Origin of the sequence: Porticoccus sp. Uisw_050_02, assembly GCF_047729555.1 — a bacterium.
Classification (GTDB): domain Bacteria; phylum Pseudomonadota; class Gammaproteobacteria; order Pseudomonadales; family Porticoccaceae; genus Porticoccus.
In genome coordinates, this window is sequence record NZ_CP159825.1 from 1120885 (window position 1) to 1146243 (window position 25359).

Annotated in this window: 23 protein-coding genes, 1 tRNA gene and 1 pseudogene; 13 read left to right on the plus strand and 12 right to left on the minus strand. The window is 41.1% G+C overall.

Going from position 1 to position 25359, the window contains the following annotated elements:
* Positions 1–274 precede the first annotated feature (274 nt).
* Positions 275–544: a 30S ribosomal protein S20 gene (rpsT, locus tag ABXT41_RS05390; protein WP_415390500.1), complete on the plus strand. Its 270-nt coding sequence runs from the start codon at positions 275–277 to the stop codon at positions 542–544.
* Between the two features lie 122 nt (positions 545–666).
* Here the strand turns inward: rpsT and proB are convergent, their stop codons facing one another.
* The 4 genes and pseudogenes from proB to rplU form a co-directional block, all read right to left on the minus strand.
* Positions 667–1788 (minus strand): glutamate 5-kinase, encoded by a 1122-nt coding sequence (gene proB / locus ABXT41_RS05395; protein WP_415391460.1) that lies wholly within the window; start codon positions 1786–1788, stop codon positions 667–669.
* Between the two features lie 107 nt (positions 1789–1895).
* Positions 1896–3062 carry an Obg family GTPase CgtA gene (cgtA, locus tag ABXT41_RS05400; protein WP_415390501.1) on the minus strand — a complete coding sequence of 389 codons (1167 nt, stop codon included), beginning with the start codon at positions 3060–3062 and terminating at the stop codon, positions 1896–1898.
* Positions 3063–3256: 194 nt separating this feature from the next.
* Positions 3257–3514, minus strand: coding sequence for a 50S ribosomal protein L27 (gene rpmA / locus ABXT41_RS05405; protein WP_415390502.1), 258 nt, complete (start codon positions 3512–3514; stop codon positions 3257–3259).
* Positions 3515–3661: 147 nt separating this feature from the next.
* Positions 3662–3964: pseudogene (rplU, locus tag ABXT41_RS05410) on the minus strand (50S ribosomal protein L21); the annotation flags it as partial.
* 252 nt (positions 3965–4216) lie between these two features.
* On the opposite strand from rplU, the gene ABXT41_RS05415 reads away from it, so the two are divergent.
* From ABXT41_RS05415 to ssb, 4 genes are all read left to right on the plus strand, one after another.
* Positions 4217–5179, plus strand: a complete 963-nt coding sequence (locus tag ABXT41_RS05415; RefSeq protein WP_415391461.1) for a polyprenyl synthetase family protein — start codon at positions 4217–4219, stop codon at positions 5177–5179.
* 218 nt (positions 5180–5397) lie between these two features.
* Positions 5398–5928 carry a 3-hydroxyacyl-[acyl-carrier-protein] dehydratase FabA gene (gene fabA / locus ABXT41_RS05420; protein WP_415390503.1) on the plus strand — a complete coding sequence of 177 codons (531 nt, stop codon included), beginning with the start codon at positions 5398–5400 and terminating at the stop codon, positions 5926–5928.
* 70 nt (positions 5929–5998) lie between these two features.
* On the plus strand, positions 5999–7210 hold the full coding sequence (gene fabB / locus ABXT41_RS05425; RefSeq protein WP_415390504.1) for a beta-ketoacyl-ACP synthase I: 1212 nt from the start codon (positions 5999–6001) through the stop codon (positions 7208–7210).
* Positions 7211–7351: 141 nt separating this feature from the next.
* Positions 7352–7828, plus strand: coding sequence for a single-stranded DNA-binding protein (gene ssb, locus ABXT41_RS05430; protein ID WP_415390505.1), 477 nt, complete (start codon positions 7352–7354; stop codon positions 7826–7828).
* A gap of 57 nt (positions 7829–7885) precedes the next feature.
* Here the strand turns inward: ssb and ABXT41_RS05435 are convergent, their stop codons facing one another.
* Entirely contained in the window at positions 7886–9241 is a 1356-nt protein-coding gene (locus tag ABXT41_RS05435; RefSeq protein ID WP_415390506.1) for an MFS transporter, read from the minus strand.
* 228 nt (positions 9242–9469) lie between these two features.
* On the opposite strand from ABXT41_RS05435, the gene uvrA reads away from it, so the two are divergent.
* The 3 genes from uvrA to ABXT41_RS05450 all read left to right on the plus strand — a co-directional run bounded on the left by uvrA (position 9470) and on the right by ABXT41_RS05450 (position 14693).
* Positions 9470–12334 (plus strand): excinuclease ABC subunit UvrA, encoded by a 2865-nt coding sequence (gene uvrA, locus ABXT41_RS05440; RefSeq protein ID WP_415390507.1) that lies wholly within the window; start codon positions 9470–9472, stop codon positions 12332–12334.
* Between the two features lie 404 nt (positions 12335–12738).
* Entirely contained in the window at positions 12739–13947 is a 1209-nt protein-coding gene (locus ABXT41_RS05445) for a multifunctional CCA addition/repair protein (RefSeq protein ID WP_415390508.1), read from the plus strand.
* A gap of 5 nt (positions 13948–13952) precedes the next feature.
* Entirely contained in the window at positions 13953–14693 is a 741-nt protein-coding gene (locus ABXT41_RS05450) for a pteridine reductase (RefSeq protein ID WP_415390509.1), read from the plus strand.
* Between the two features lie 15 nt (positions 14694–14708).
* On the opposite strand, the gene folB is transcribed toward ABXT41_RS05450, so the two are convergent.
* Both folB and tsaD read right to left on the minus strand, forming a co-directional pair.
* Positions 14709–15068: a dihydroneopterin aldolase gene (gene folB / locus ABXT41_RS05455; RefSeq protein WP_415390510.1), complete on the minus strand. Its 360-nt coding sequence runs from the start codon at positions 15066–15068 to the stop codon at positions 14709–14711.
* 3 nt (positions 15069–15071) lie between these two features.
* Positions 15072–16109, minus strand: a complete 1038-nt coding sequence (gene tsaD / locus ABXT41_RS05460) for a tRNA (adenosine(37)-N6)-threonylcarbamoyltransferase complex transferase subunit TsaD (RefSeq protein ID WP_415390511.1) — start codon at positions 16107–16109, stop codon at positions 15072–15074.
* A 305-nt stretch (positions 16110–16414) separates the two neighbouring features.
* On the opposite strand from tsaD, the gene rpsU reads away from it, so the two are divergent.
* The 5 genes from rpsU to ABXT41_RS05485 all read left to right on the plus strand — a co-directional run bounded on the left by rpsU (position 16415) and on the right by ABXT41_RS05485 (position 21305).
* Positions 16415–16630 carry a 30S ribosomal protein S21 gene (gene rpsU, locus ABXT41_RS05465; RefSeq protein WP_415390512.1) on the plus strand — a complete coding sequence of 72 codons (216 nt, stop codon included), beginning with the start codon at positions 16415–16417 and terminating at the stop codon, positions 16628–16630.
* A gap of 88 nt (positions 16631–16718) precedes the next feature.
* A complete protein-coding gene (locus tag ABXT41_RS05470; protein ID WP_415390513.1) occupies positions 16719–17159 on the plus strand; it encodes a GatB/YqeY domain-containing protein in 441 nt (146 codons plus the stop codon).
* 143 nt (positions 17160–17302) lie between these two features.
* Complete coding sequence (dnaG, locus tag ABXT41_RS05475; protein ID WP_415390514.1) at positions 17303–19264, plus strand: DNA primase; 1962 nt, start codon at positions 17303–17305, stop codon at positions 19262–19264.
* Between the two features lie 111 nt (positions 19265–19375).
* Positions 19376–21211, plus strand: coding sequence for an RNA polymerase sigma factor RpoD (rpoD, locus tag ABXT41_RS05480; protein WP_415390515.1), 1836 nt, complete (start codon positions 19376–19378; stop codon positions 21209–21211).
* A 17-nt stretch (positions 21212–21228) separates the two neighbouring features.
* A tRNA-Ile gene (locus ABXT41_RS05485) sits at positions 21229–21305 on the plus strand.
* 15 nt (positions 21306–21320) lie between these two features.
* Here the strand turns inward: ABXT41_RS05485 and arfB are convergent.
* The 5 genes from arfB to ABXT41_RS05510 form a co-directional block, all read right to left on the minus strand.
* Positions 21321–21734: an alternative ribosome rescue aminoacyl-tRNA hydrolase ArfB gene (gene arfB, locus ABXT41_RS05490; protein ID WP_415390516.1), complete on the minus strand. Its 414-nt coding sequence runs from the start codon at positions 21732–21734 to the stop codon at positions 21321–21323.
* Between the two features lie 31 nt (positions 21735–21765).
* Complete coding sequence (locus ABXT41_RS05495) at positions 21766–22257, minus strand: NYN domain-containing protein (RefSeq protein WP_415390517.1); 492 nt, start codon at positions 22255–22257, stop codon at positions 21766–21768.
* Between the two features lie 74 nt (positions 22258–22331).
* Positions 22332–23408, minus strand: a complete 1077-nt coding sequence (locus tag ABXT41_RS05500; protein ID WP_415390518.1) for a transporter — start codon at positions 23406–23408, stop codon at positions 22332–22334.
* A gap of 76 nt (positions 23409–23484) precedes the next feature.
* The gene (locus tag ABXT41_RS05505) at positions 23485–24024 is read right to left on the minus strand and encodes a response regulator transcription factor (RefSeq protein WP_415390519.1); all 540 of its coding nucleotides are present in this window, start codon (positions 24022–24024) and stop codon (positions 23485–23487) included.
* A gap of 28 nt (positions 24025–24052) precedes the next feature.
* Positions 24053–25333: an ATP-binding protein gene (locus tag ABXT41_RS05510; protein WP_415390520.1), complete on the minus strand. Its 1281-nt coding sequence runs from the start codon at positions 25331–25333 to the stop codon at positions 24053–24055.
* Positions 25334–25359 lie beyond the last annotated feature (26 nt).

The following is a 25359-nucleotide window of genomic DNA, read 5'->3' on the forward strand; positions in this document are numbered from 1 at the left end:
CTTGATGCTTCAAAAGTTAAGCCCCGATTACTTTGTAAAAGTAAGAAATTAATTTTTAAAATAATCATATCCATATTGAGCTTAAGTTTACGATCATATTTAGATTTAGCACAGACATAACATGAAATATGAGAAGAACTCTCCTAATATTAGATTTTAATCATGATAATAAAGGTTTCACCACAATTCATATTGATAAGCACTAGCAAACATTGTATATTCTCGCGTCTTGAGTTAAGACCTTAATCTTAATATAGCTTATAAGGAGCATTAGGTGGCCAACACACCCCAAGCACGCAAAAGAGCGCGCCAGAATGAAAAAAATCGTAAGCATAATGGCAGCATGCGCTCCATGGTTCGCACCTATCTAAAGAAGACAGATGCTGCCATAGAGTCAGGTGAGGCAGCGGCAGCACAAGCTGCTTTCAATATAGTTGCCCCCATACTTGACCGAATTGCCGATAAAGGAGTTATCCATAAAAATAAAGCTGCCCGTCACAAAAGTCGCTTAAACGCAAAAATAAGGGCCCTTTCAGCTAGCTAGAGCCGTTAAATTAGCTGCCCGAGCAATGTAAAACCGGCATATAGCCGGTTTTTTTATATATAAGTTTTAATTGAACGGCGATCTTTCGCAAAGAGAAAGAGTACTCTAGGTGGAAACATAAATCAGGTCAAAACTAAATTATCACTATGAATTAACTCCTGGGAATCACAATAACCCAGCATATCAGATATAAATGCACTGCTTTTACCAATAATTTTGGCGCTCTCAACGGCACCGTAATTAACGATTCCTCGTGCAACTTCGGCGCCGCTCCCATCAACACACTTCACCAAATCCCCTTTGCGAAAATTTCCCTCTATGCTCTTTACCCCAATTGGAAGCAGGCTCTTGCGATGCTTTACCAGCATTTTTACTGCTCCTGCATCAAGTGTTAATGCACCAAAAACCCTCATCCTGCAAGCCATCCATTGCTTGCGAGCTGCAATTGGTTCTTTGTTAGCAGCAAGCAGAGTGCCCAATATTTGTCCTTTCAGCAATTGAGTTAAGATGCCATCTACCTTGCCATTAGCTATGATAGTGTTTGTACCAGAAAGAGAAGCAAGCCTGGCAGCCTTAAGTTTTGTAACCATTCCTCCTCGCCCCAGACTACCTGAGCCTCCAGCTAATACACTTAACGTCCTATCTCTCGAGTTTCCATAAGAAATTAATTTAGCCCGAGGATTTCTTCTCGGATCTGAATCAAAAAGACCATCCTGGTCAGTTAGTATGATCAATAAATCAGCATCTATTAGATTTGCAACCATAGCGGCCAAAGTATCGTTGTCGCCAAAACAAATTTCATCTGTTGCCACTGCATCGTTCTCGTTAACTATAGGCGCCACTTTGAGCTTAAGTAATGACTGTAATGTATTTCGAGCATTCAGGTAGCGTTCACGAATTGAAATATCATCATGATTTAATAAAATTTGGGCAGTAGTATGCTTATATTTCTGAAACTCAAATTCGTAAGCCTGAGCTAGTCCCATTTGGCCGACGGCAGCGGCGACCTGCAGCTCATGCACCAATGAAGGGCGCTCGTCCCAATTAAGCCTGAACATCCCCTCAGCAACAGCACCAGAAGAAACAATCACAACCTCTAACCCCTTATTAAGCATACCTGCAATCTGTTCCACCCAGGCAGCAATAGCTGCCTTATCAAGCCCTTGATCATTGGAGGTTAATAGTGCGCTGCCAATTTTTACAACCACGCGCTTAGTTTTTTTTACAGAATCTCTGCGATTAATCATATTTCGTCCAGCTACATTATTTAGCCACACTCGTCATGAGTTTTTATTTATCTTTTAAGCTTTATATTAAATGGCTAATTTTTATTATTTTGAAAAATCTTTATTTAATTGCTATATATCACTTCGATATCATCGTCATCGTCATCGTCCGTCAACTTTACCTTCTCTTTTAGCAACTCTATTCGATCTCTAGCTTCAAATTGCATTTTTGACTGGAGCTCTCTTTCGTAAGCTGCAGCTTCAGGGTTCTCTTGCTCCACCTCCCAGCAGTCTTCTAGGCGATTCATTATGTCCTGGCACAAGACTTCGGTCCCAACGGCAGCTAAAGCAGATATATAATATACAGGACCAGTCCATTCTAGCTTTTCAATAACCTCTGCACAGCGACTAATTTTTTCATCTTCCGGCAACATGTCAATCTTATTTAGTACTAACCAGCGCTCACGACCCCAGAGAGTAGGGCTGAATAAATCCAATTCATTCTCTATAACATTAACATTACTAGCTGGGCAGGAGTCATCCGCTGGCAACATGTCAACCAAATGCAACAATAAACGCGTTCTGGTTAAATGTTTTAAAAAGCGGATGCCCAAGCCAGCACCTTCAGCCGCACCTTGGACCAAACCAGGAATGTCCGCAATCACAAAACTACGGTATCTTTGCGGACTCACTACCCCTAAGTTTGGCACTAGCGTGGTGAACGGATAATCAGCGACTTTCGGTCGCGCAGCTGAAACAGCACGGATAAAAGTAGATTTGCCGGCATTCGGAAGCCCCAGCAATCCAACATCAGCCAAAACCTTAAGCTCTAGTTTTAAATGTCGCAGTTCGCCCTCAGACCCTGAGGATGTTTGTCTTGGGGCACGATTAGCGCTCGACTTAAAGCGAGTATTACCTAATCCATGGTAGCCGGCCTTGGCTACCATTAATCGTTGGTTACCAGCAGTTATATCGCCGAGCACTTCTTCGGTATCTTCATCTATGATCGTCGTGCCAACAGGCACCTTTAAAATAAGATCATCACCGCCCTTGCCAGTACAATTTGAAGATTTTCCTGCTTGACCGCTTTCAGCATTAAAATTTCGCTGAAAGCGAAAATCAACTAACGTATTAAGATTACTGTCGCCTTCCAAATAAACACTGCCGCCATCGCCGCCATCGCCGCCATCTGGGCCGCCTTTTTCAATAAATTTCTCACGACGAAAACTAAGGCATCCGTTACCACCTCGGCCTGCTTGAACATGAATAGTTGTTTCGTCAACAAATTTCATAATATCGAGTCACAATATATTTTAAATACTAGAATCTTGGTCTGGATTGAAAATGGAGTATACAGCTTCTAGAGATGCGTTATAAGTTATCAAAATACAAACAAGGCTAAGAAAGTAAATTACGTCGTCATAACAAAAAGCCCCGCTTTTAGCGGGGCTTTAGCCTAAATAAAAAGGCAACCTAATTTGACACCTTAGGCAGTCACAATATCAACATATTTTCGATTACTGGGTCCTCTTACTATGAACTTTACTTCTCCAGTAGCAGTCGCAAATATTGTATGATCTCGGCCAAGTCCAGCATTATTGCCCGCATAAAATCTCGTACCTCTCTGCCTAACAATAATGCTTCCAGCAGATACTTTTTCTCCTCCAAAGCGCTTAACGCCGAGACGTTTACTTTCGGAATCGCGTCCATTGCGGGTACTACCACCAGCTTTCTTGTGAGCCATGACGTTCTCCTATTTGTTGATCTCGGGTTTAACCTTAGGTTTAGCTTCCACTTTAGCCTTGGGTTTAGCTTCCACTTTAGCCTTGGGTTTAGCTTCCGCTTTAGCCTTGGGTTTAGCTTCAGCTTTAACCTTTATTTCGCCTATAATTATACTAGTAATCTTAATCTCAGTGAACCACTGACGATGACCCATTTGTTTGCGGCTATGTTTACGACGATTAAATTTAATGATTTTTACTTTATCAGCACGTCCATGACTTAGCACTTCCGCCGTAACCTTTGCTCCATCAATATAAGGCGCACCAATTTTGATTTTCTCGCTGTCAGTAACCATAAGTACTTCAGCAAAATCAATTTTTTCACCTGTGGGCACATCTAGTTTTTCCACACGAAGAAATTCGCCCTCTTCAACACGATGTTGTTTTCCGCCACTTTTAATTACTGCATACATACGATTTACTCCATATTCGCTTCACCAGTTCAAGCCCAAAAAACGATTTCTCTAGGCCGGTTTTGCGAGCGCGTGGATTTTAAGACAAACAGCACCTAATCGCAAGAATAAATTGTTATAAAGGTTGGCTATAATAGCTATAATAGCTAGGAAGCTTGACATGAAAACACCTCAAGCCCCAAAATTCAATCTCTTCTATTTATTTTATTGAGCAAGCTAATGAAGGTACAAGAAAATCAACAAGTCACCTGCATGCTGCCATTTCATCAAGTAGTAAAATCTGAATTTGAAGAAGTCAACAATCTAATCGTTAATCGACTAGATTCTGAAGTCGAGCTAATTGAAAACATTGGTCAGTATATTATTGACGGCGGCGGAAAGCGCCTCAGGCCTTTATTAGTACTTTTAAGTGCTAATAGTTGCGGATATAAAGGTACGGAACATATAGTACTCGCAGCAATCATTGAGCTCATACATACAGCCACATTACTTCATGATGATGTGGTCGACACCTCAGAACTTCGGCGCGGCCAGGCAACAGCAAATACCAAATATGGCAATGCTCCTAGTGTACTGGTTGGCGACTTTCTCTATTCAAGGGCATTTCAAATGCTTGTTGATGTTGGCAACATAGAGATCATGGAAATTATTGCAGCTAGTACCAACATAATATCGGAAGGAGAAGTTCAGCAACTTATCAATGCTCGCAATCCTGACATAAGCGAAACAGAATACAAAAAAGTAATATTTAAAAAAACAGCGATACTTTTTGAAGCTGCCGCAGAAATAGGCGCTTTGATAGCAAAATCTACGCCCAAACAGCAAGCAGCCTCCAGTGGCTATGGCCGTCATATTGGGATGGCATTTCAATTGATGGATGACGTGCTTGATTATGATGGCGATATTAAAGATTTGGGCAAAAATATTGGCGACGATTTCGCAGAAGGTAAGACAACTCTGCCGCTAATTTATGCGATGAAAAATGGCACAAAAAAACAAAGCTTGATGATTCAAGAAGCAATAAAAAATGCTACTTTTGATAAATTAGACGCTATTTTCGATGTCATTAAAATCACTAGAGCGTTAGACTACACCAAGTCTTGTGCTCATATGCATGCATTAAAAGCCATACAGTGCCTTGAAAATCTTCCGGACACTAAAGAAAAGAGAGCAATGATAGAGATTGCAAAATTCTCTGTTGAGCGCAGCTTTTAAGTATTTTTATTTTTACGTATTGCTGGTTGCATATTGCAGTCCATGTAAAACTTACATACAAATACTCCGGAAATAATTCCAAATTTTATATTTTCTGGACTTAACATATTAAATTAGATCAGATTAAATTTGCTGTTGGTTATATAGATATCAACCACCTAAATCCAAGCTTGAACAAAGTAACCTATTAGTAACATATTTAGAGGCCATACAATTTAATGACAAAATTTATTCCGCAGTCGCAAAACTCTTATGATTATGAGGAGTTAATATCCTGCAGCAAAGGAAACTTGTTTGGCGAGGGTAATGCTCAACTTCCCGGCCATAATATGCTAATGGTAGATAGGATCACCCATATTCATGCTTCCGAGGGGAAATACGGTAAAGGGATTATGGTTGCTGAGTTAGACATCAAACCAGATTTATGGTTTTTTGGATGTCATTTTGAGGGCGATCCAGTCATGCCTGGTTGCTTAGGTCTTGACGCTATGTGGCAACTCACTGGCTTTTTCTTGGCATGGAAAGGCAACCAAGGCCGCGGCAGAGCTCTTGGGTCAGGAGAGGTCAAGTTTGTTGGTCAAGTTCTTCCATCAGCGAAGCTTATCACCTACAGAATTGACGTATCACGGATAGTTGAACGAAAATTAAAAATGGTAATCGCTGACGGTACGGTCACTGTAGATGGTCGAGATATCTATACAGCCAAAGATCTTCGAGTTGGTTTATTCGATTCAACTGACAACTTTTAATCGTTTAGATTATAATTCATTCTTAAAATATGGTGATATCCGGATCAAAAGCCGGCACAGGGGGCAGACAATGAAACGAGTAGTGATTACCGGAATGGGTATTGTTTCTTGCTTAGGCAATGATAAGGAAACTGTCACTAAATCTTTGCGTGAATCTATTTCGGGTATAGCCTTCCAGGAAGAGTTTAAAGAAATGGGCCTGCGGTGCAATGTTGCCGCCAAGCTAGATATCAACATAGAAGAACATATTGATCGCAAAGTATCTCGATTTATGGGACCTTCGGCAGCCTATGGATATATCGCCATGGGGAAAGCAATTGCTGATGCAGTGTTATCAGAAGAGCAAGTTTCTAATATCCGCACTGGCCTGGTAATGGGCTCTGGTGGCGTTTCAGGAGAAATGTTTACAGAGACGATTGATGTCATGCGAGAGCGCGGTATCAAGCGTGCTGGCCCCTACAGAGTCACCCAGATTATGGCGAGCACTGTTTCCGCATGTCTGGCTACTCCATATAAAATAAAAGGAACCAATTACTCTATTTCGTCTGCTTGCGCGACCAGTGCGCACTGTATTGGCCATGCTATGGAATTAATACAAATGGGCAAGCAAGACATGATTTTTGCGGGCGGCGCAGAAGATATGCATTGGTCTATGGCGGGTATGTTTGATGCCATGGGGGCCCTATCAAGCAAGTACAATGATACCCCTGATCTAGCTTCACGGGCTTATGACGCAGATAGAGATGGCTTTGTGCCTGGTGTGGGTGCCGGCTGTCTAGTGGTGGAAGAGCTAGAGCATGCTTTAGCTAGGGGCGCAAAAATTTATGCCGAAATCACCGGTTATGGAGCAACTTCAGATGGCTACGATATGGTGGCGCCATCTGGCGAAGGAGCAGCTCGATGTATGAAAATGGCTATGGAGACCACAGACGGCCCTATTGACTATATTAACACGCATGGTACCAGTACTCCTGTAGGGGATCTTGCAGAGTTGGCAGCTATAAGAAGCGTATTCGAAAAAGATGTACCGCCTATTAGTTCGACAAAATCTCTATCTGGCCATGGCCTAGGGGCAGCCGGCGTCCAAGAAGCGATTTACTGTTTACTGATGATGAAAGGTAACTTTATCTGTGCGTCAGCAAATCTAAACACACTTGATCCAGAGGCCGCAGGTTTGCCAATCTTAAGCAGTCGCGTAGATAACGCTGACCTGCAACATGTTATGTCGAACAGTTTCGGGTTTGGTGGAACTAATGCAACTTTAATTTTCAAAAAATATTAACCATTAATATATTAATGTATTAATGTATTAATGTATTAATGTATTAATGTATTAATGTATTAGATAGCAGTATGGAGTTTCCGATCTAAACCTGTTAAATTATTTATACAAAATTCAAAAAACTTACTACTGGAACACGACATGGCTCGAGGTATTAATAAGGTAATCTTGGTAGGTAATCTAGGTAAAGACCCAGAAGCTAAATTTATGCCAAATGGCAATGCTGTGACAAACATAACAGTTGCGACTAGTGAGACCTGGAAAGATAAACAGACCGGACAGCAACAAGAGAGGACCGAATGGCATAGAGTTGTATTTTTCAACCGCCTTGCAGAAATTGCAAGTGAGTATCTAAAAAAAGGATCTAAGATTTATCTGGAAGGATCTTTGCGTACACGAAAGTGGCAAGCACAGGACGGTCAAGATCGCTATACTACAGAAATTGTAGCCAGTGAAATGCAAATGCTAGATAGTCGAGGAGGATCTTCAGACTATCAGGCTCCTACTTCAGAGCAGAATGAATCCCCACATCAAACCGGAGTAACGTCAGACAACAAGGCAGTGTCTTCGTCGCCCGAATCAGGATCAAGCACATTTGATGATGACATCCCGTTTTAAATACAGCCTACAATATACAATTTCAAAGCATTACCTCTAAATTGTATGTTCTGATAATTAAAAATCTACCTTGCGGCCTAAAACTCTCTCCATACTTTCAGGGCAAAATCTATCAATATCTATCTTAAAATATGCTAGTTTTTGTTCGGGGATAATTACAACATCACACACCCCTGGAACAAAATCAATATAATCATCAGCTGCTATGGCATCACTAGGGGCGAGCTCAACCACTAAACTCTTCAGATGAAGAGGTTTTTTCATGGTGATCGCTACAAAAATCCACACCACGATCAATGCAGAAACCATCCAAAATACCCCAAAATAGCCGAAATAGTAAGCAACTAGACCGCCAAAAATTCCGCCAAAAAATGCCCCTAGAAACTGACTGGTAGAATAAATTCCCATTGCGGTACCCTTTCCTCCAGCGGGAGCCAACTTGCTGACAAGTGATGGTAATGTTGCCTCAAGCAGATTAAATGCCATAAAAAATACAAACAGTCCCAGCAAAAATAAAGTATGGTCATTGGCTCCACTGCCAAGTAATAACTCACCTACAGCTAACAGTACTACAGCGCCAACAAAAACTGGTTTCATTTTTCGTCGGGCTTCAGCCATTATGATAAAAGGAAGCATGCAGATAAATGAAAGGCCCATGACACTCAAATAGATTATCCAGTGTTGCTCGCGACCAAATGCAAATGTTTGCTCTAAAATTAAAGGCACCGAAATCCAAGTAGCCATCTGAGAAAAATGCAAAACTGCTATGCCAAAATTTAGCCGCAATAACTCACGATCTCTTAATAATTTTCCAAACATTTGAGGGATGGCTTGGGATTCAGCATTTAACTTAACAACCATTGGGGAGGGAATGACAAACAATAGTATTAATATGCCGCAGATTGCTAAGCCCGCTGTTAGCCAAAATAACCCTGACAGCCCCCATAAATTAGCTAAAATTGGACCAGCGATCATAGAGATGGCAAATGCAACACCGATGCTTCCGCCAATTACTGCCATAGCCTTAGTTCGATTTTGTTCCGTTGTAAGGTCTGAGAGTAACGCCATAATAGTGCTGGCTACTGCACCAACCCCTTGCAATGCTCGCCCAGCAATTAGCTCCCACATAGAATCAGACATGGCAGCCAACACACTGCCACAGAAAAAAACTAGCATCCCAGCAAAAATTACGGGTTTTCTACCGATTCTGTCTGACAAAAATCCTAGAGGTATCTGGAACAAGCCTTGAGTTAATCCATATATACCCAACGCTACACCAATAAGAATCGTGGTGTTTCCAGAATATTGGTCCGCATATAAAGACAAAACCGGAAGCAGCATAAATAGGCCAAGCATACGAAAAGCATAGAGAGCTGCCAAACCAAATAGGCTTTTTCTTTCCAAAGAATTCATGGATTATCTATTATCGCTAAACTTAAAGAGGACTTATATTATAGATTGCATCACTCTTAGATGTAATGGCTAATAAAACAAAGCTTCAGTCAAAAAACCCTATCTATTCAAGAAAATAAAAATAAGTGTGGCAAATGGTCACTATTACCCAAAAACTATCTTGACCTCTCTTGCTTTATTGTCCTCACTTGCTCATGATTGTTCGTTACTTTTTGGATTATATCTAGCATGAAGCATATTTCCATTCACGGCGCAAAAACTCACAATTTAAAATCAATAAACCTCACTCTTCCCCGAGACAAGCTTATCGTCATAACAGGCCTGTCAGGCTCAGGGAAGTCATCCTTGGCATTTGATACCCTCTATGCTGAAGGACAGAGGCGATACGTGGAATCTCTATCCGCTTATGCTCGTCAGTTTTTATCTATGATGGAAAAACCTGATGTAGACCATATTGATGGGTTATCCCCTGCTATTTCCATTCAACAGAAATCCACATCTCATAACCCACGCTCTACTGTAGGTACGATTACAGAGATACATGACTACCTGCGATTGCTTTATGCCCGAGCAGGAGAGCCAAAATGCCCAGACCACAACGCACCCTTAAAAGCACAAACTATTAGCCAGATGGTAGACCAAGTTCTGGCTTTACCTTATGACTCCAAACTGATTTTATTGGCACCTATTATAAGAGATCGAAAAGGTGAGCATGCTCATATATTCCAAAATATGAGGGCGCAGGGCTTCATTCGAGCCAGGATAGATGGGTTGGTGGTAGATCTCGATGATGCTCCTGTACTAGAAAAAAATAAGAAGCATACGATTGAAATAGTAGTCGATCGATTTAAAGTTAAACCCGAGTTACAGTTAAGGCTATCCGAATCCTTTGAAGCTGCAGTGAACCTTTCTGAAGGGTTAGCTATTATAAGCTCCATGGACGGGTCTCCAATTATTGACTCGCCAATAGGCAATGTTTCATCGCTCAAAAATCCTTCGGAGATTCTTTTTTCTGCTCGATTTGCGTGCCCTGTATGCAACTATAGTATCGATGAGCTTGAGCCTCGGATGTTTTCTTTTAACAGCCCAGCCGGAGCCTGCCCAGATTGTGATGGACTCGGTGTTAAGCAATTTTTTGACATAGATCTTATTGTGCAATTCCCAGAATGCTCCATTTCCGAAGGAGCCATTAGAAGTTGGGACAGAAAGAATCTTTTTTACTTTAATATATTGACCTCTCTTGCAAAACACTATGAGTTTGATATTGATAGTCCATTTCAGGACCTGCAACAGTATCACCAACAAGTCATTTTATTTGGAAGCGGGCAAGAAATCATAGAGTTTAACTATTCAAATGATAAAGGCGCTATTTTTAAGCGATCACATACGTTTGAAGGCATTGTTCCAAACATGGAAAGGCGCCACAAAGAAACAGAATCGCATCATGCAAGAGAAGAGCTTGCAAAATACCTTAATGTTCAACGTTGTCGAGAATGTGACGGCGCTCGACTAAAAAAATCAGCAAGGCATGTTTTTATTGATAAAAAATCCCTTCCTGAAGTAGGTAATTTGCCTGTTGGAGATCTTGCCAATTACTATGAAAATTTGCACTTAGAGGGTAGCAGAGGAAAAATTGCAGAGAAAATCCTAAAGGAAATAAGAAATCGACTAAATTTCTTAGTAGATGTAGGCTTAAACTATCTCAACCTCAATCGAAGTGCAGAAAGTCTTTCTGGTGGAGAGGCCCAACGTATAAGACTGGCTAGTCAGATCGGGGCTGGCCTTGTGGGGGTTATGTATATTCTTGATGAACCTTCGATTGGATTACACCAACGGGACAATGAGCGACTACTTGCTACTCTTACTCGGTTGCGGGATATTGGAAACACAGTGATTGTGGTGGAGCACGATGAAGAGGCTATCAGGGAAGCGGACTATATCGTAGATATTGGGCCTGGGGCAGGAATACACGGTGGAGAAATCGTAGCAAAAGGCAGCTATGATGACATCATAAATGAACCTCGATCTCTAACAGGGGACTATCTATCCGGTCGACGAAAAATAATTATTCCTGAGAAACGCACCGTTCCAACAAATAAAAAAATTATGCTAAACGGCGCTAGCGGGAATAATCTACAAGATGTAAATCTCGAACTTCCCGTGGGGCTACTTACATGTATAACTGGTGTTTCAGGGTCAGGGAAATCTACGCTAATCAATGAAACACTTTATCCTATTGCTGCAACTGAGCTAAATAAAGCTACGACCAAAAAATCTGAAGCTTATGAATCAATTACAGGAATGGATAATTTTGATAAGTGTGTAGACATAGACCAAAGCCCTATTGGCAGAACCCCTCGCTCAAATCCTGCTACCTATACAGGTATATTTACACCAATCAGAGAATTATTTGCAGGCACCCAAGAAGCTCGATCGCGAGGCTACAAGCCCGGAAGATTTAGTTTTAATGTTAAAGGTGGCCGTTGTGAAGCATGTCAGGGGGATGGTCTCATTAAAGTGGAAATGCATTTCCTGCCAGACGTCTATGTCCCTTGCGATATATGCAAAAGTAAGCGTTACAATAGGGAGACTTTAGAGGTTACCTATAAAAGAAAAAATATATCCCAAGTACTTGATTTAACTGTGGAAGATGCTCTAATATTTTTTGAACCAGTTCCCTCTATCGCAAGAAAACTACAAACACTGATCGATGTGGGGCTTTCGTATATAAAATTAGGTCAAGCTGCAACAACACTTTCGGGTGGCGAGGCCCAAAGGGTGAAGCTCTCAAAAGAGCTCTCCAAGCGAGATACTGGCAATACACTATATATACTGGATGAGCCCACCACAGGACTGCATTTTCATGACATCCAGCAACTGTTAATCGTTTTACATCGCCTGCGTGACCATGGAAATACAGTTGTAGTCATAGAACACAACTTGGATGTCATTAAAACAGCCGATTGGGTTGTAGACCTTGGTCCAGAAGGTGGTGCGGGAGGAGGAAAAATTATTGCCACTGGTACCCCAGAAGACATTGCACAGTCAAACGACTCGCCAACTGGACACTTTTTGAAAAAATTACTGGGCTAACAGTTGCTATTCTAGCAAAGCATGCTAGACTACTGTATAAAATTACAGTATAAGGGTGTTATTTATGATACATGCTAATTTAGCAAAATTAATTTACTTGCTTCGCTCCAAAATTCGCTTTGCACGCTACAAGGCATTTCACCAAGCGCCCTACAATAATCTAAAAGATAATAGGTATTTCTCGCCTAATGATAAGCTTCACCCTGTAACTTTAGGGCCGGAGCAGCTTAGCAGGTTCTTCACCTATATCGCTAATACCGAACACTCCAAAATTTAAGACCTTTTACCTTCTCTTAGCTTATAAGGAAATAGTATCGTTGCTATTTATACTCATAACGCCTCTCTCTCTGTTAACATATCATCTAGTGTAGCGGTTAACACACGAGGTCTAACGAGTATTAGGCATGAACAAATATAAAGTTGGCGGCTGCGTTCGCGACAAATTGCTTGATTATGATTACACAGAAATAGACTGGGTAGTTGTTGGTTCGACGCCACAAGATCTCCTGGATAAAGGGTTTCTTCAGGTCGGTTCAGGTTTTCCTGTCTTTCTCCATCCTCAAACTAAAGAAGAATATGCTCTAGCGCGCACCGAACGAAAATCAGGTGTTGGCTACAAGGGATTTGAGTTTTTCACAGATGTGAATGTCACCCTAGAAGAAGATCTTTCAAGAAGAGATCTGACTATTAACGCCATGGCAGAAGACTCCGATGGCAATATAATAGATCCTTATGGCGGTCAAAAAGATCTCTCTCAAAAAATACTTCGTCATGTCTCAGATGCCTTTTTAGAAGACCCTTTGCGCATATTACGTGTGGCACGCTTCGCAGCTCGCTACCATCATCTGGGATTTAAAGTCGCAGACGAGACATTATCATTGATGGCCCATATATCAGACAGTGGAGAATTAGTCCATCTTGCCGCCGAAAGAGTATGGGTAGAGACAAACAAAGCACTGCAAGAGAAAACACCTAGTATTTATATTGAAGTTTTACGTCAATGTAACGCCCTATCGAAGCTATTTCCAGAAATTGATCGACTCTTCAACGTCCCTCAGAGCATGTCTAAAGCCAATACTGGAATGCATACTTTATTATCCTTAGATTATTCAGCTGCGCTAGATAATGATCCATCCACTCGGTTTGCTGTGCTTATTGGCAACGTAGGAAAAGGTATCGATGCTGCATGCATAGAGCAGCACAATGAAGATGTGAACATTAAAATAGTTCATGATCTTTGCAATCGACTAAAAACGCCAAATCGTTATCGAGAAATCGCAACAGCTGTAACTAAATATAGGTCTTTTTGTCATAATTCAAGAAGCTTAGATCCCTCAACTATCGTTGAAATGTTCAAGGGTGTGGGTGCATTCAAGGCATCTAGTAATCTCATACAATTTGTTAGCTGCTGTGAAGCAGATGCTAACGCCTCTAAGGAATCTAGAGCTGCCTCTTATGATGCAGGCATATGGCTCATCAAAGTTTTTAACGAAATTCAATTAGTAGATAACAAAGCATTGATGAAGAAAGGCTTTAGTGGCGAACAACTGGGGCAAGAAATTGATAGATGCCGAGAACAAATTATTGCTAAATTAATAGAGAAAAAGTTTTGACCAGCATGAGCGAAAACAAAAATCCGGTAGCGCTTATTACAGGAGCAGCTCGTCGTATTGGTGCAGAAATTTCACGCATTTTTCATAACCATGGCTATGATATAGCAATTCATTACAATAATTCTGAGCACGATGCCGAAGCCCTCGCTCAAGAACTAAATTCGGTACGCAAAGATTCGGCTGCAACTTTTAAAGCACAGCTAGCCAATAGTTCTGACATTAAGGCTATGGTCAAAAAATTACTTTTATGGCGAAAAAAATTAGACGTATTGATAAATAATGCTTCGAGTTTTCATCCTAATACCCTAGAAAAATCTAACGAAGATCAGTGGGACGAGCTTATAAATAGCAATCTCAAGGGCCCATATTTCCTCTGTCAGGCAATCGCCCCGCAACTGAGAAAAAATGCGAGCATCATATCCATTAACGATATCTACGCTTTCAGCCCTCTTCAAGGTTACAGCATATACTGTATAGCTAAAGCCGGAAATGCCATGCTCACCAAGTCTTTAGCGAAAGAACTGGCTCCCAAAATACGCGTAAATGGGATAGCACCAGGTGTAATTTTATGGCCTGCCTTAGACACACAAATGAATGAGGAAATAAAAGAAAAAATTATGGGTGCAATCCCTCTTAGGCGTAAAGGAGATCCGAAAGATATTGCTCAAACAGCCCTCTTTCTAGCAACTTCTGCAAGCTATATTACAGGACAAACTATCGTTGTTGACGGTGGTAGCTCGATATAACTACCACTTGCAGCTTTACGGTGTGCCTCCACGCTCTATGATGACTCCAACATCAGCTGCATTAGCAATTGCCCCAGGCTTCCCAATACGAAGTCGCAACCACGAGATACCAAACTCATGGAGAATAATTTCTGCCACTTTCTCAGCCATCGTTTCTATCAATAAAAATTCACTACTCTGAACAAAGTCCACCAATCGGACTGAAACAGCACTGTAATCGATGGTAAGTAGAATATCTTCTGATTCGGCTGCTTTATGAATATCGGTAGCCATTTCGAGATCTATGCTAACTATTTGGCGAGACTGGCGCTCCCAGTCATGTATGCCAATAATAGTATTTATCTCAAGATTCTTAATATAAACAATATCTGACACGCTTTATTCCTCGGTTAAAGGCATAAGGTTATCCATTGGCCATCGCGGTTTAGCGGTAACGGCTAGATCTTCATGATATCCCGCCAAAAGACGCTGGCATCCAGCATAAGCAATCATAGCGCCATTGTCAGTACAAAACTCATGTCTCGCATAGAAGACCTCACCATTAATCTTATGTATTCTCTCAGTCAGTTTTTCTCTTAGTCGCTCATTAGCAGAAACTCCACCAGCAACAACCAACCTCTTTAAGCCAGTTTGCTTAAGTGCTCGAAGACATTTAATTGTTAGTGTGTCTATAACAGCCTCCTCAAAGGCACAAGCTATATCTGCAGAGGTCTGATCGTCTGGCAAAACGTCATCGCCACGATATTTTACGATAGTATTCAAGGTGAATGTCTTTAGTCCAGAAAAACTAAAATCAAGGCCAGGTCGATCTGTCATAGGCCGAGGAAACTTGAATTTTTCAGCCACACCTTTCTTTGCAAGCTCAGCAATTGCTGGGCCTCCAGGATAATCCAGATCAAGCATCTTCGCTGCTTTGTCAAATGCTTCACCTGCTGCATCATCAAGTGATTGACCTAAGATATGATAAATACCGACGCCCTTAACTTCTACCAACTGGGTATGTCCGCCTGACACTAGCAGTGCAATAAAAGGAAATGCTGGCGGACTCTCTTCCAGCATTGGAGCCAACAAGTGCCCCTCCATATGATGAATTCCTATTGCAGGAACCTGCCAAGCATATGCCAAGGCGCGTCCGACGCACACCCCCACCATCAAGGCACCAATTAGTCCCGGACCTGAAGTGTAAGCTAAGCCATCAATTTCTTTCGCTGTGGTGTTGGCATCCGATAAAACTTGCTTAATTAAGGGTAAAATTTTTCTCACATGATCTCGAGAGGCTAGCTCTGGAACCACCCCACCATATTCAGCGTGAACTCCTATTTGGCTATACAGATCATGCGCTAAAAGCCCACCATTACTATCATATACAGCAATGCCGGTTTCATCGCAGGAAGTCTCAATACCTAGTACTCGCATTGTTTTAACTCAACTCTATTAATACTGGATCTGCAGAAACACTTACTTAATTTGACACTATATTGACTGCTATCATTACTAATTTTTTATTTTTTTAAAAAAAATAAAAAATCACATGCTTAAGCAAAAAGAAATATATGCATCTTATGTCGCACTCAACGCAACTCATAAAAGTTTTGCAACTCAGACAGTATATGTTTAGAATACTGGCCCTTGCGAGTAAAGGAGTATCTTTTCTTAATATTTTTAAAAAAGACTCTTTTAATTCTTAAATAACTAGCAGTATACAATAGGATAGTGAATACATGCCTTTCGTTCGCATTAAAGAAAATGAGCCCTTCGATGTCGCTTTACGTCGCTTCAAGCGTTCATGTGAAAAAGCTGGAATTCTAGCAGATGTTCGCAGTAAGGAGTTCTATGAAAAACCAACATGGGAGCGCAAAAGAAAAGCTGCAGCAGCGGTTAAGCGTCATGCTAAAAAGAATTCTAGGGATAACAAGAAATTTGTACGCATGTACTAAGTTCAATTATAGGGCTAAGTTAAAAATTTATCGTTTAAGCGCCGCAATGTCGGCGCTTTTTTTGTTTATAGAGCCAAGGATGAGCTAAATGCTAAAAGCACAGATCACACAAGAAATGAAAAATGCTATGCGTGCTAAAAATAAACTAAAATTGGGCGCAATTAGGCTCATTTTATCTGGTATAAAGCAGATTGAAGTAGATGAACGGATTGAGCTAGATGATGTTCGAATTTTGGCTGTACTCGATAAAATGGTAAAGCAACGTCGTGACTCTGTTACACAGTATGTAGACGCAAATCGACAGGAATTGGCAGATATAGAACTGGCTGAGATAGTAATTATACAAGAGTTCTTACCTGAAGCTCTTAGTGATTCTGAGGTTGCGACTATGGTATCTGATGCTATTGCTGAATCAGGCGCTCAGTCTATGAAAGATATGGGTGCAATCATGGCAATCATCAAACCTAAAATTCAAGGCCGTGCCGATGTTGGCGCAGTAAGCACAATAATTAAAGCTAAGCTAAGCTAGTCAGGCTGTGCAGTTTAATTCTCCTGGCAGGATAACTCTGTTAAATTGTAAGCTGGCATAAAAAGGCTTATGGTTATCCTAGCCCAACATGTAATACTTTGTTTAGTTATAAGTCGCTAAGTTAAAGCAAAGGCAGCAAATACATGCCAAGTAAAATTCCGCAAAGCTTCATCGATGACGTGCTTGACCGATTAGATATTGTTGATGTGGTAGGAAGTCGCTTAGACCTTCGAAAATCTGGCAAGAATTATTCTGCCTGCTGTCCATTTCATGACGAAAAGACTCCTTCCTTTAGTGTGAGCCCAGACAAGCAGTTTTACTATTGTTTTGGTTGCGGTGTCGGGGGAAATGCAATCGGCTTTGTTCTTGATTTTGATAGGACCTCTTTTCCTGAAACTATGGAAATGCTGGCAAAGCAAGTTGGCCTAGAGGTACCTCATAAAGCGCATGATACGGACGCTAACATCAGCTACAAGAAATCTCTTTACGCTATAATGAAAGAGGCTGATAATTTTTACCGTAGCAATCTGCGTGAACCGATTAATGCCAAAAGAGCTGTCAATTATTTAAAATCTAGGAAGCTGAGCGGTGAAACTGCTCGTAACTTTGGCATTGGCTTTGCGTTACCTGGATGGGACAACTTACTCCAAGGTCTGGGCAGCAACGACGAGAGGATTCAACAATTTAAAGATGTTGGGCTTCTGGTTGACCGTCATGATGAAAATAAACTTTATGATCGTTTTCGCGATCGAATCATGTTTCCAATTAGAGATGTTCGGGGTCGAACAATCGGCTTTGGTGGTCGCGTGCTTGGTGACGACAAACCAAAATATCTGAATTCACCTGAGACACCGCTATTCCATAAAAGTCGAGAGCTGTATGGGCTTTATGAAGCGAATCATCATCTTCGTGAGATTAAAAATCTGATCGTAGTAGAAGGATATATGGATGTTGCAGTCTTATCTCAAAATGGTGTCCATAATACTGCAGCTACACTAGGTACGGCTGTCACAATAGAACATCTTAATAAACTATTTCGGTATACCTCTGAAGTTATTTTCTGCTTCGATGGTGATGAGGCTGGTCGGAAGGCTGCATCTCGAGCCCTTGAGGCAAGTCTCCCCATAATGTTGGATGGGCGTTCAGCAAAGTTCATGTTCTTGCCTGAAGGAGAAGACCCTGACTCATTAGTTCTAAAGGTTGGCTCCGCACAATTTCTTGAGCTAGTAGAAAATGCAATGCCGCTTTCTGACTTTCTTTTTGAGTCAATTTCTGAGAATCATGATCATGATTCACTAGATGGTCGAGCGCGGCTAAGTAAACTCGCAGCACCACTAATCAATAAAATGCCTTTGGGGGTATTTAAAACTTTAATGATTCAAACTTTATCCCAGCGCACAGGACTGGATGCAAGTACACTCTCTAAGTTAATAGAACCAGCGCATGATCCGATGCAAACACATCAAGAGAAGGAAAAAGAGAAAGTAAAATCAGATGATTACTTGGAATATTATAGCGACCTAAATACAAGGCATCACTTAGATCACAGCAAGTCAAATCATCCAAAAAATTCCAATATCGAAAAATCTTCTAGAAAAAATAAGCGTATAAAAATTCCGGCTATGCAAACATTGATTGCTCTTTTGGCCAATCACCCAGAGCTTGTAAAATATTTGCCCAACGTGGAAGTGTTGGCAGACTTAAAAACTGAAGGAACAGATATTCTCATTTCTTTGGCAAGAATAATTCATGAGAATCCTGATTATACGCTAAACCATATTATCGGTTACTGGCGAAGTACCCATGATCAAGCTCAAGCAGAGCAGCTAGCTAACATCGCTGCAATAGATTTATTTCGTCCTTTAGCTAACAGCCATAGAGACAACGTCAAAGAATTTAAAGAGATATTAGCTCGATTAACAAGAGACTCAATGGTCAATATGAAGCCAATGGATTTGTTTCTTTATTTGGCCAAAAAAGAGTCTATCGACGATCATGATCTAAAAAACCTTAATCGTGCATGGCTAAATCTTCCCAAAGAACAACAAAATGATGAAATAAAATCACTTTTTAATCAAATAACAGGAAAGCCAAGGATTCTTTGATAGTAAAAAAAATTACCTAATTTTCTTAGACAGATAGGACAAATTGAGTTTGTTTTAGTATAATTACACACTGTCTTTTTCCCATCCAACTTTAGTCATAGCAGATCGTATATGAGCGGTATCGCACAACAACAATCACGGATCAAAGATTTAATTATCAGAGGTAGAGAGCAGGGGTACCTGACTTATGCTGATGTAAATGATCATCTACCTCAAGATATTTCTGACCCCGATCAGGTAGAAGATATCATTCAAATGATTAATGACATGGGGATCAGTGTCTTCGAAAGCGCACCAGATGCCGAAGATCTCCTCAACACTGCAGACATAACTACCGATGATGTTGCTGTTGCCGAGGCTGCTGCTGCACTTGCTGCTGTAGAAACAGAACAGCATCGAACTACAGATCCTGTTCGTATGTACATGCGTGAAATGGGTACAGTTGAACTGCTTACCCGCGAAGGTGAGATAGCAATTGCCAAACGTATCGAGGAAGGTATTCGCGAACTAATGTGCTCTATAGCGGAATGGCCAGATATCGTCGATTACATCATTGAAGAATATGATCTCATAGAAAAAGATGAACGAAAACTCGCGGATATTCTGATTGGTTATTTGAATCCCATGGAGCATGTGCCTTCTGCTCTCGCCCAAGCAGAAGCAGCCAAGAAGGAGGAAGAAGAAAACGGCGAGACCGAGGTGACTGAAGATGAAGATGAAGATGAGCCTGATACTGGTTTAGACCCGATAGAAGCAAAAGAGCGTTTTGATCTCCTAAAAAAATTAAACAACAGTGCTAAAAAAGCATTAAAGAAGCATGGTCGTGATCATAAGATCACCATAAAAGCCATGAGTGAGCTTAGCGAACACTTTAAATATCTGAAGCTAGCTCCACGAAAATTTGATCCTCTAATTGTCTTGGTGCGCGAAGCTCTTGGTCTGGTCAGGGCCGCAGAACGACAAATTACAGCGCTAGCTGTTCGTCAATCCAGGATGCCAAGAGGTGAGTTTATTCAAAGTTTCCCTGGAAATGAAACTAATGAAAACTGGGTAACGGAAGTATGTAGTGGTAATCATTCATACTCGGAAGCTTTAAAGCTACAGGAAGTCGAAATACAAAGGGCTCAGCGTCGCTTAGGTCGGATTTCTGCAAAGAATGGCTTAACTATAACCCAGGTCAAAGATATCAATCGTCGTATGTCTATAGGTGAAGCTAAAGCGAGGCGAGCTAAAAAAGAGATGGTTGAGGCTAACTTACGTTTGGTTATCTCTATTGCAAAAAAATATACCAATAGAGGCCTCCAATTCCTTGATCTCATACAAGAGGGGAACATTGGGCTAATGAAAGCAGTTGATAAGTTCGAGTATCGCCGCGGCTATAAATTTTCCACCTACGCCACTTGGTGGATACGCCAAGCAATTACTCGATCTATTGCTGACCAAGCACGAACTATTCGTATTCCTGTTCATATGATTGAAACTATCAATAAACTTAATCGTATTTCAAGGCAAATGCTTCAAGAAATTGGTAGGGAGCCAACGCCCGAAGAATTGGGTGAGCGAATGGAAATGTCTGAAGATAAAATTCGCAAGGTGCTGAAAATTGCCAAAGAGCCTATCTCAATGGAAACCCCGATTGGGGACGATGATGATTCTCACTTAGGTGACTTTATTGAAGATGTGAACATTCTGTCACCAGTTGATTTTGCCACCAATGACAGCTTAACGGATGCGACCAAAGAAGTTTTAAATGGCCTTACCATGAGAGAAGCTAAAGTGCTTCGCATGAGATTTGGTATTGATATGAATACAGATCACACGCTGGAAGAGGTAGGCAAACAATTCGATGTAACGCGAGAACGAATTCGCCAAATTGAAGCTAAAGCACTACGTAAACTTCGCCATCCCAGCCGCTCTGATCATTTGCGTAGTTTTCTTGATGAGTAACGCGAGCAACGCTTAAAGGGCCCATAGCTCAGCTGGTTAGAGCAGTCGACTCATAATCGATTGGTCCCAGGTTCAAGTCCTGGTGGGCCCACCATTCAATGTTACATGGCTATTCAGGAAAATCTCTGCGCAAAGACTTAATCTTACTGCGCAATGTTTTGTTATCAAGCCGTTTTTTCTGAGAACTCCTAGTTGGCCTGGTGGGTCTTCTTGATTTTTTAACCACTAAAGCCATTCGAATAATTTCCTGGAGCCGCTCAAGCACATCGTTTCTATTTTTCTCTTGAGTGCGAAATTTTTGGCCTTTTATTACCAGCACCCCCTCTTTATTGATACGGTTATCATTTAAATCCAGCAATCTGTCCTTTTCAGTGTCTGACAAAGAAGACTCTTTGATATCAAAACGAAGGTGCACAGCAGAAGAAACTTTATTTACATTTTGCCCTCCTGCCCCCTGAGAGCGAACAGCTGTAATTTTTATTTCATGATCAGGAATAGAGATATTTGGAACAATGACTAACACCGATTAGTTCCTGTATTTTGGTGAGGATTAACTACAATAACAAATCTTGGTCAATTGGAATAAACTTAGTAGCCGCACTAATTAAAGATCCAGCAGTCAAGGAAGGGACGCCGTATACAAAGGCTTCAACCGCAAGATCGTTTCTTATTTTAGATAACAATAAGTCAAAATCTCCATCTCCAGAAAGCAATATGATTCTATCAACTTCTTTCGCGGTATCCAGCACGTCAATTGCAATACCGACATCCCAATCACCTTTTGCTGAGCCATCTCTTCTCTGAATATAAGGTTTAAGCTTTATATTAAATCCTATATTTCTCAATGCATCTTGAAATTTTAATTGACCTTCGTCATCGCGATGAATAGCGTAAGCATTTGCACTCACAATATCGCCTTGTGGGGACACATACTGCCACAACTTTCTATAATTGAACTGGCGTCCGTAGGCTTCACGCGTCGTATAATAGATATTCTGGACATCAACAAAAATTGCAATTTTTTTTGCCGCAGGAATTAAGTCCAAATGGATCACCAGTAATTGAAAATTCTGAAGTACTATAACATTAAGAAAGACTCATAGCGTCAGAGATAGGATGCTCAGAATCCGTATCGATAGCCAACAGAAATCATGTCATCCATTTCCATTTGTATGCCATTTACATTTTGATCCAGCTGCTTGGAATATCCAAACTCTATTCCATGGCCCCCAAGAATCCCTTTTTGGCCTAACAAGGCAACACTCCAGTGAGCTATCAATGTATTTCCACCATAATTATCAGGATCTGCTGTTTGTACTGGAAGCATTATTCTGGAATCTATTCCGTCTACATCGCCCTGATATTGATAAGATAACGATAGAGACATTCTTATCCATGGAACAAAAGAAACCCCGCCCCAAGCTGAAACATCGTGCTTGTCTCCGAGTGTGTAGTTCTCATCATTTTCACCAATACGCATGACTGCTTGATATTTAGCCCCCCAGTCCAACGAATGGCCGCTTTTCCCGGTATAAGATACACCAGAAAGCACGTCATAAGTTCCAGACCCCAGCTGCATTCCATAAGGCAATATTGTTTTATTCCTCATGCCCATGGGGGTCAAAACAGTGCCCTTTTGGTCAATATTTCCCGTTGGAAGACTAACGCCCAAATCCAGATGTAATTGGTGATCATTGCGGTCTGACACTTTCCATAGAGCGCTCAAAGAGGTGTCACCCATTCCGCTAGATTTGGTTTTAAAAACACCTCGCTTGGTGATGCCAGATGCGCCCATGTAAGTAAGAAGTTCCATTTCTTTTTCAAAATGATGTAGCATGAGCATCCAAAACACTGTGTCAGTCTGGGCATACATTACGCCAAACATATCCATTTTAGAGTCCATCTTAATGGGAACAACTCTCAATGTAGCCGGTTGCCCTACATCTCCATAGAAACGATTGGGGGCAGCGGTGACAATTTCATCTGAAGAAATCCGCTTATCTCCATCGAGGCTGTCTTTCATGCGCATATCCATTGTGCGGAAAGAAAGCATCCATCCTCCTTTTTGATGCGCATGTCCTGTCGATTTATGGCCGCCATGAGAGCCTTGTGTCTCATGGCTGGTTTGCTCGGCAATGCATAATGAATTAACAAGCAATAAAGGTGCTATCATAAATACAATACTTACAATTTTCACGTAGCTCGCCTCTCAAAAATTAAGGTCGACAAACTACATTTTTTTGCAGGAAAAGGAATGTGGCATATTGTCGCACTTACTGCTTGACTGGTCTCTTGAGCAGTTTTCTCTGGAGAGTGCGTCGATGCATACCCAGAATACGTGCTGTCGCAGAAACATTTCCCTTGTTTTCTAAAAGAACTTTTTGAATATGTTCCCAGGCCAAGCGGTCGACACTTGGAGGCGTCTGATGCGATCCTGTAGTAACTATGTTAATTCTCTTACCGCTGAATACTGAAAGAATTTCTTCTATATCTGCAGGTTTGCATAAATAATCCTTGGCTCCCATCTTTATTGCTTCGACTGCTGTAGACACACTTGAATAGCCGGTTAAAATCAAAACATCGATATCTGGTTTAATGATTTTAAGCTGGGGCAGAACCGTCAATCCTGATCCTCTCTCAAGCTTTAAATCTAAAATAGCTTTGCTTGGCTGATGCCTCTCACAAGAAGCAACTGCCTCTTTAGCTGTCGAGGCAGCGACAACAAAGTACCCTCTTCGAGTCAGCGCCCTTCCCAAGACATCTAAAAATATCTCATCATCATCAATAATCAATATGGTTTTTTTGTTTATCATTTTTATACTGGCACTTTCAAATTTTTTGTTAATCTGCGCTTATTGGTTCAAATATGAGCGGCAATGAAACCTTGGTAAGTACACCCCTATTGTCTGCAGGCATTATGGTGACACTGCCCCCGTAGCGATTTATAGAGGCATGCGTTAAAAAAAGCCCTATCCCCAAACCATCTTTTTTTTCGGATGAAAATGGCTTATTCAATATGTCTTTCTGATATGAAGATAGCCCTTTACCGTAATCTCGAATAGAAAATTCTAATTTTTCTTCATCCCAAAATACAGATACGTCAACTTTTTCTGGGCTAGCATCAGCTGCATTATTTAGCAAGTTCAATAACGACTGTGCAATAGTGGGATAAAAAAACGCCTCACGCGCTCTTGGATTATCGATAAAACGCACTGATACATTCAGTTCTGGATGAAGCACCTGCCATCGCTCCAATAACTGATTAACGTATTGCCGAATAGGCCTAGCCTCTTTGTTGTTGGCTGTAATGTCAGCGGTCGCGACAAGCTGCCTGAGTGTAATCCTGCATTGTTCTATCTGGCCTCGAAGGATATCTATATCCTGATTAAAGTTAGATTTATCTTGTCTCATTTCATCCACAAGAATTTTCATAGTGTTCAGCGGGGTTCCAAGCTCATGCGCTGTTCCTGCTGCCAATGCACCAATACCAATTACCTGCTCATCTCGTAACTGATTTTCTCTGTGTGTAGCTATTTGAGAGCTTTGTTGTTTCAGTGCGCCAGCCATTCGAGTAACGAAAAAAGTAATAAAAAGTGCACTCATCACAAAATTTCCCCACATACCTATGATATGCAAACTATTATTTTCTTGATGATGCCCATGGTGCAGGTCTGGGGAAAAAGCTGAAATAGGGAAGCTGCCTATCAAGAGGGCGCTGTACGCCCCCAAACATAACAGTGTGGTGATGCACGTGTAGCGAAGCGATAATGTCCCAGCAACAATGCTGACAGGAACCAAGTAATAAGAAACAAAGGGGTTTGACGCTCCGCCACTAAAATACAACAGGATAGTAAAAAAAAATACGTCGATGAGTACTTGGCAAAAAAACTCTAGCTCTGTTATTTCCATAGTCTTTAATGATCGATGCCAAGTGGCGGCAATCACCACACCATGCAAAAGAAGAATAATGCCAAGAGTTGAAACAGGTAGTCCTATATCACGAAATTTACCAAAGAATACTAAAGCTAAAATCTCACACCCAAGGATAATAGCCCTAATAACACTAAGCTGATAAAGATTTTCTTTAACGGCCGAGATCATATATGGGGTTTTTTTTATCATGCTAGTATTTTTTCAGGTTGGTCATT

What these genes read in the sequence shown, in the direction of transcription:
- cgtA (WP_415390501.1), bottom strand. Translation starts at nt 3,062, where the DNA reads ATGAAATTTGTTGACGAAACAACTATTCATGTTCAAGCAGGCCGAGGT.
- uvrA (WP_415390507.1), top strand. Translation starts at nt 9,470, where the DNA reads ATGAAGCATATTTCCATTCACGGCGCAAAAACTCACAATTTAAAATCA.
- rpsU (WP_415390512.1), top strand. Translation starts at nt 16,415, where the DNA reads ATGCCTTTCGTTCGCATTAAAGAAAATGAGCCCTTCGATGTCGCTTTA.
- ABXT41_RS05505 (WP_415390519.1), bottom strand. Translation starts at nt 24,024, where the DNA reads ATGATAAACAAAAAAACCATATTGATTATTGATGATGATGAGATATTT.
- ABXT41_RS05445 (WP_415390508.1), top strand. Translation starts at nt 12,739, where the DNA reads ATGAACAAATATAAAGTTGGCGGCTGCGTTCGCGACAAATTGCTTGAT.
- ABXT41_RS05415 (WP_415391461.1), top strand. Translation starts at nt 4,217, where the DNA reads ATGCTGCCATTTCATCAAGTAGTAAAATCTGAATTTGAAGAAGTCAAC.
- tsaD (WP_415390511.1), bottom strand. Translation starts at nt 16,109, where the DNA reads ATGCGAGTACTAGGTATTGAGACTTCCTGCGATGAAACCGGCATTGCT.
- ABXT41_RS05435 (WP_415390506.1), bottom strand. Translation starts at nt 9,241, where the DNA reads ATGAATTCTTTGGAAAGAAAAAGCCTATTTGGTTTGGCAGCTCTCTAT.
- fabA (WP_415390503.1), top strand. Translation starts at nt 5,398, where the DNA reads ATGACAAAATTTATTCCGCAGTCGCAAAACTCTTATGATTATGAGGAG.
- ssb (WP_415390505.1), top strand. Translation starts at nt 7,352, where the DNA reads ATGGCTCGAGGTATTAATAAGGTAATCTTGGTAGGTAATCTAGGTAAA.
- rpoD (WP_415390515.1), top strand. Translation starts at nt 19,376, where the DNA reads ATGAGCGGTATCGCACAACAACAATCACGGATCAAAGATTTAATTATC.
- ABXT41_RS05450 (WP_415390509.1), top strand. Translation starts at nt 13,953, where the DNA reads ATGAGCGAAAACAAAAATCCGGTAGCGCTTATTACAGGAGCAGCTCGT.
- dnaG (WP_415390514.1), top strand. Translation starts at nt 17,303, where the DNA reads ATGCCAAGTAAAATTCCGCAAAGCTTCATCGATGACGTGCTTGACCGA.
- ABXT41_RS05510 (WP_415390520.1), bottom strand. Translation starts at nt 25,333, where the DNA reads ATGATAAAAAAAACCCCATATATGATCTCGGCCGTTAAAGAAAATCTT.
- ABXT41_RS05470 (WP_415390513.1), top strand. Translation starts at nt 16,719, where the DNA reads ATGCTAAAAGCACAGATCACACAAGAAATGAAAAATGCTATGCGTGCT.
- rpmA (WP_415390502.1), bottom strand. Translation starts at nt 3,514, where the DNA reads ATGGCTCACAAGAAAGCTGGTGGTAGTACCCGCAATGGACGCGATTCC.
- fabB (WP_415390504.1), top strand. Translation starts at nt 5,999, where the DNA reads ATGAAACGAGTAGTGATTACCGGAATGGGTATTGTTTCTTGCTTAGGC.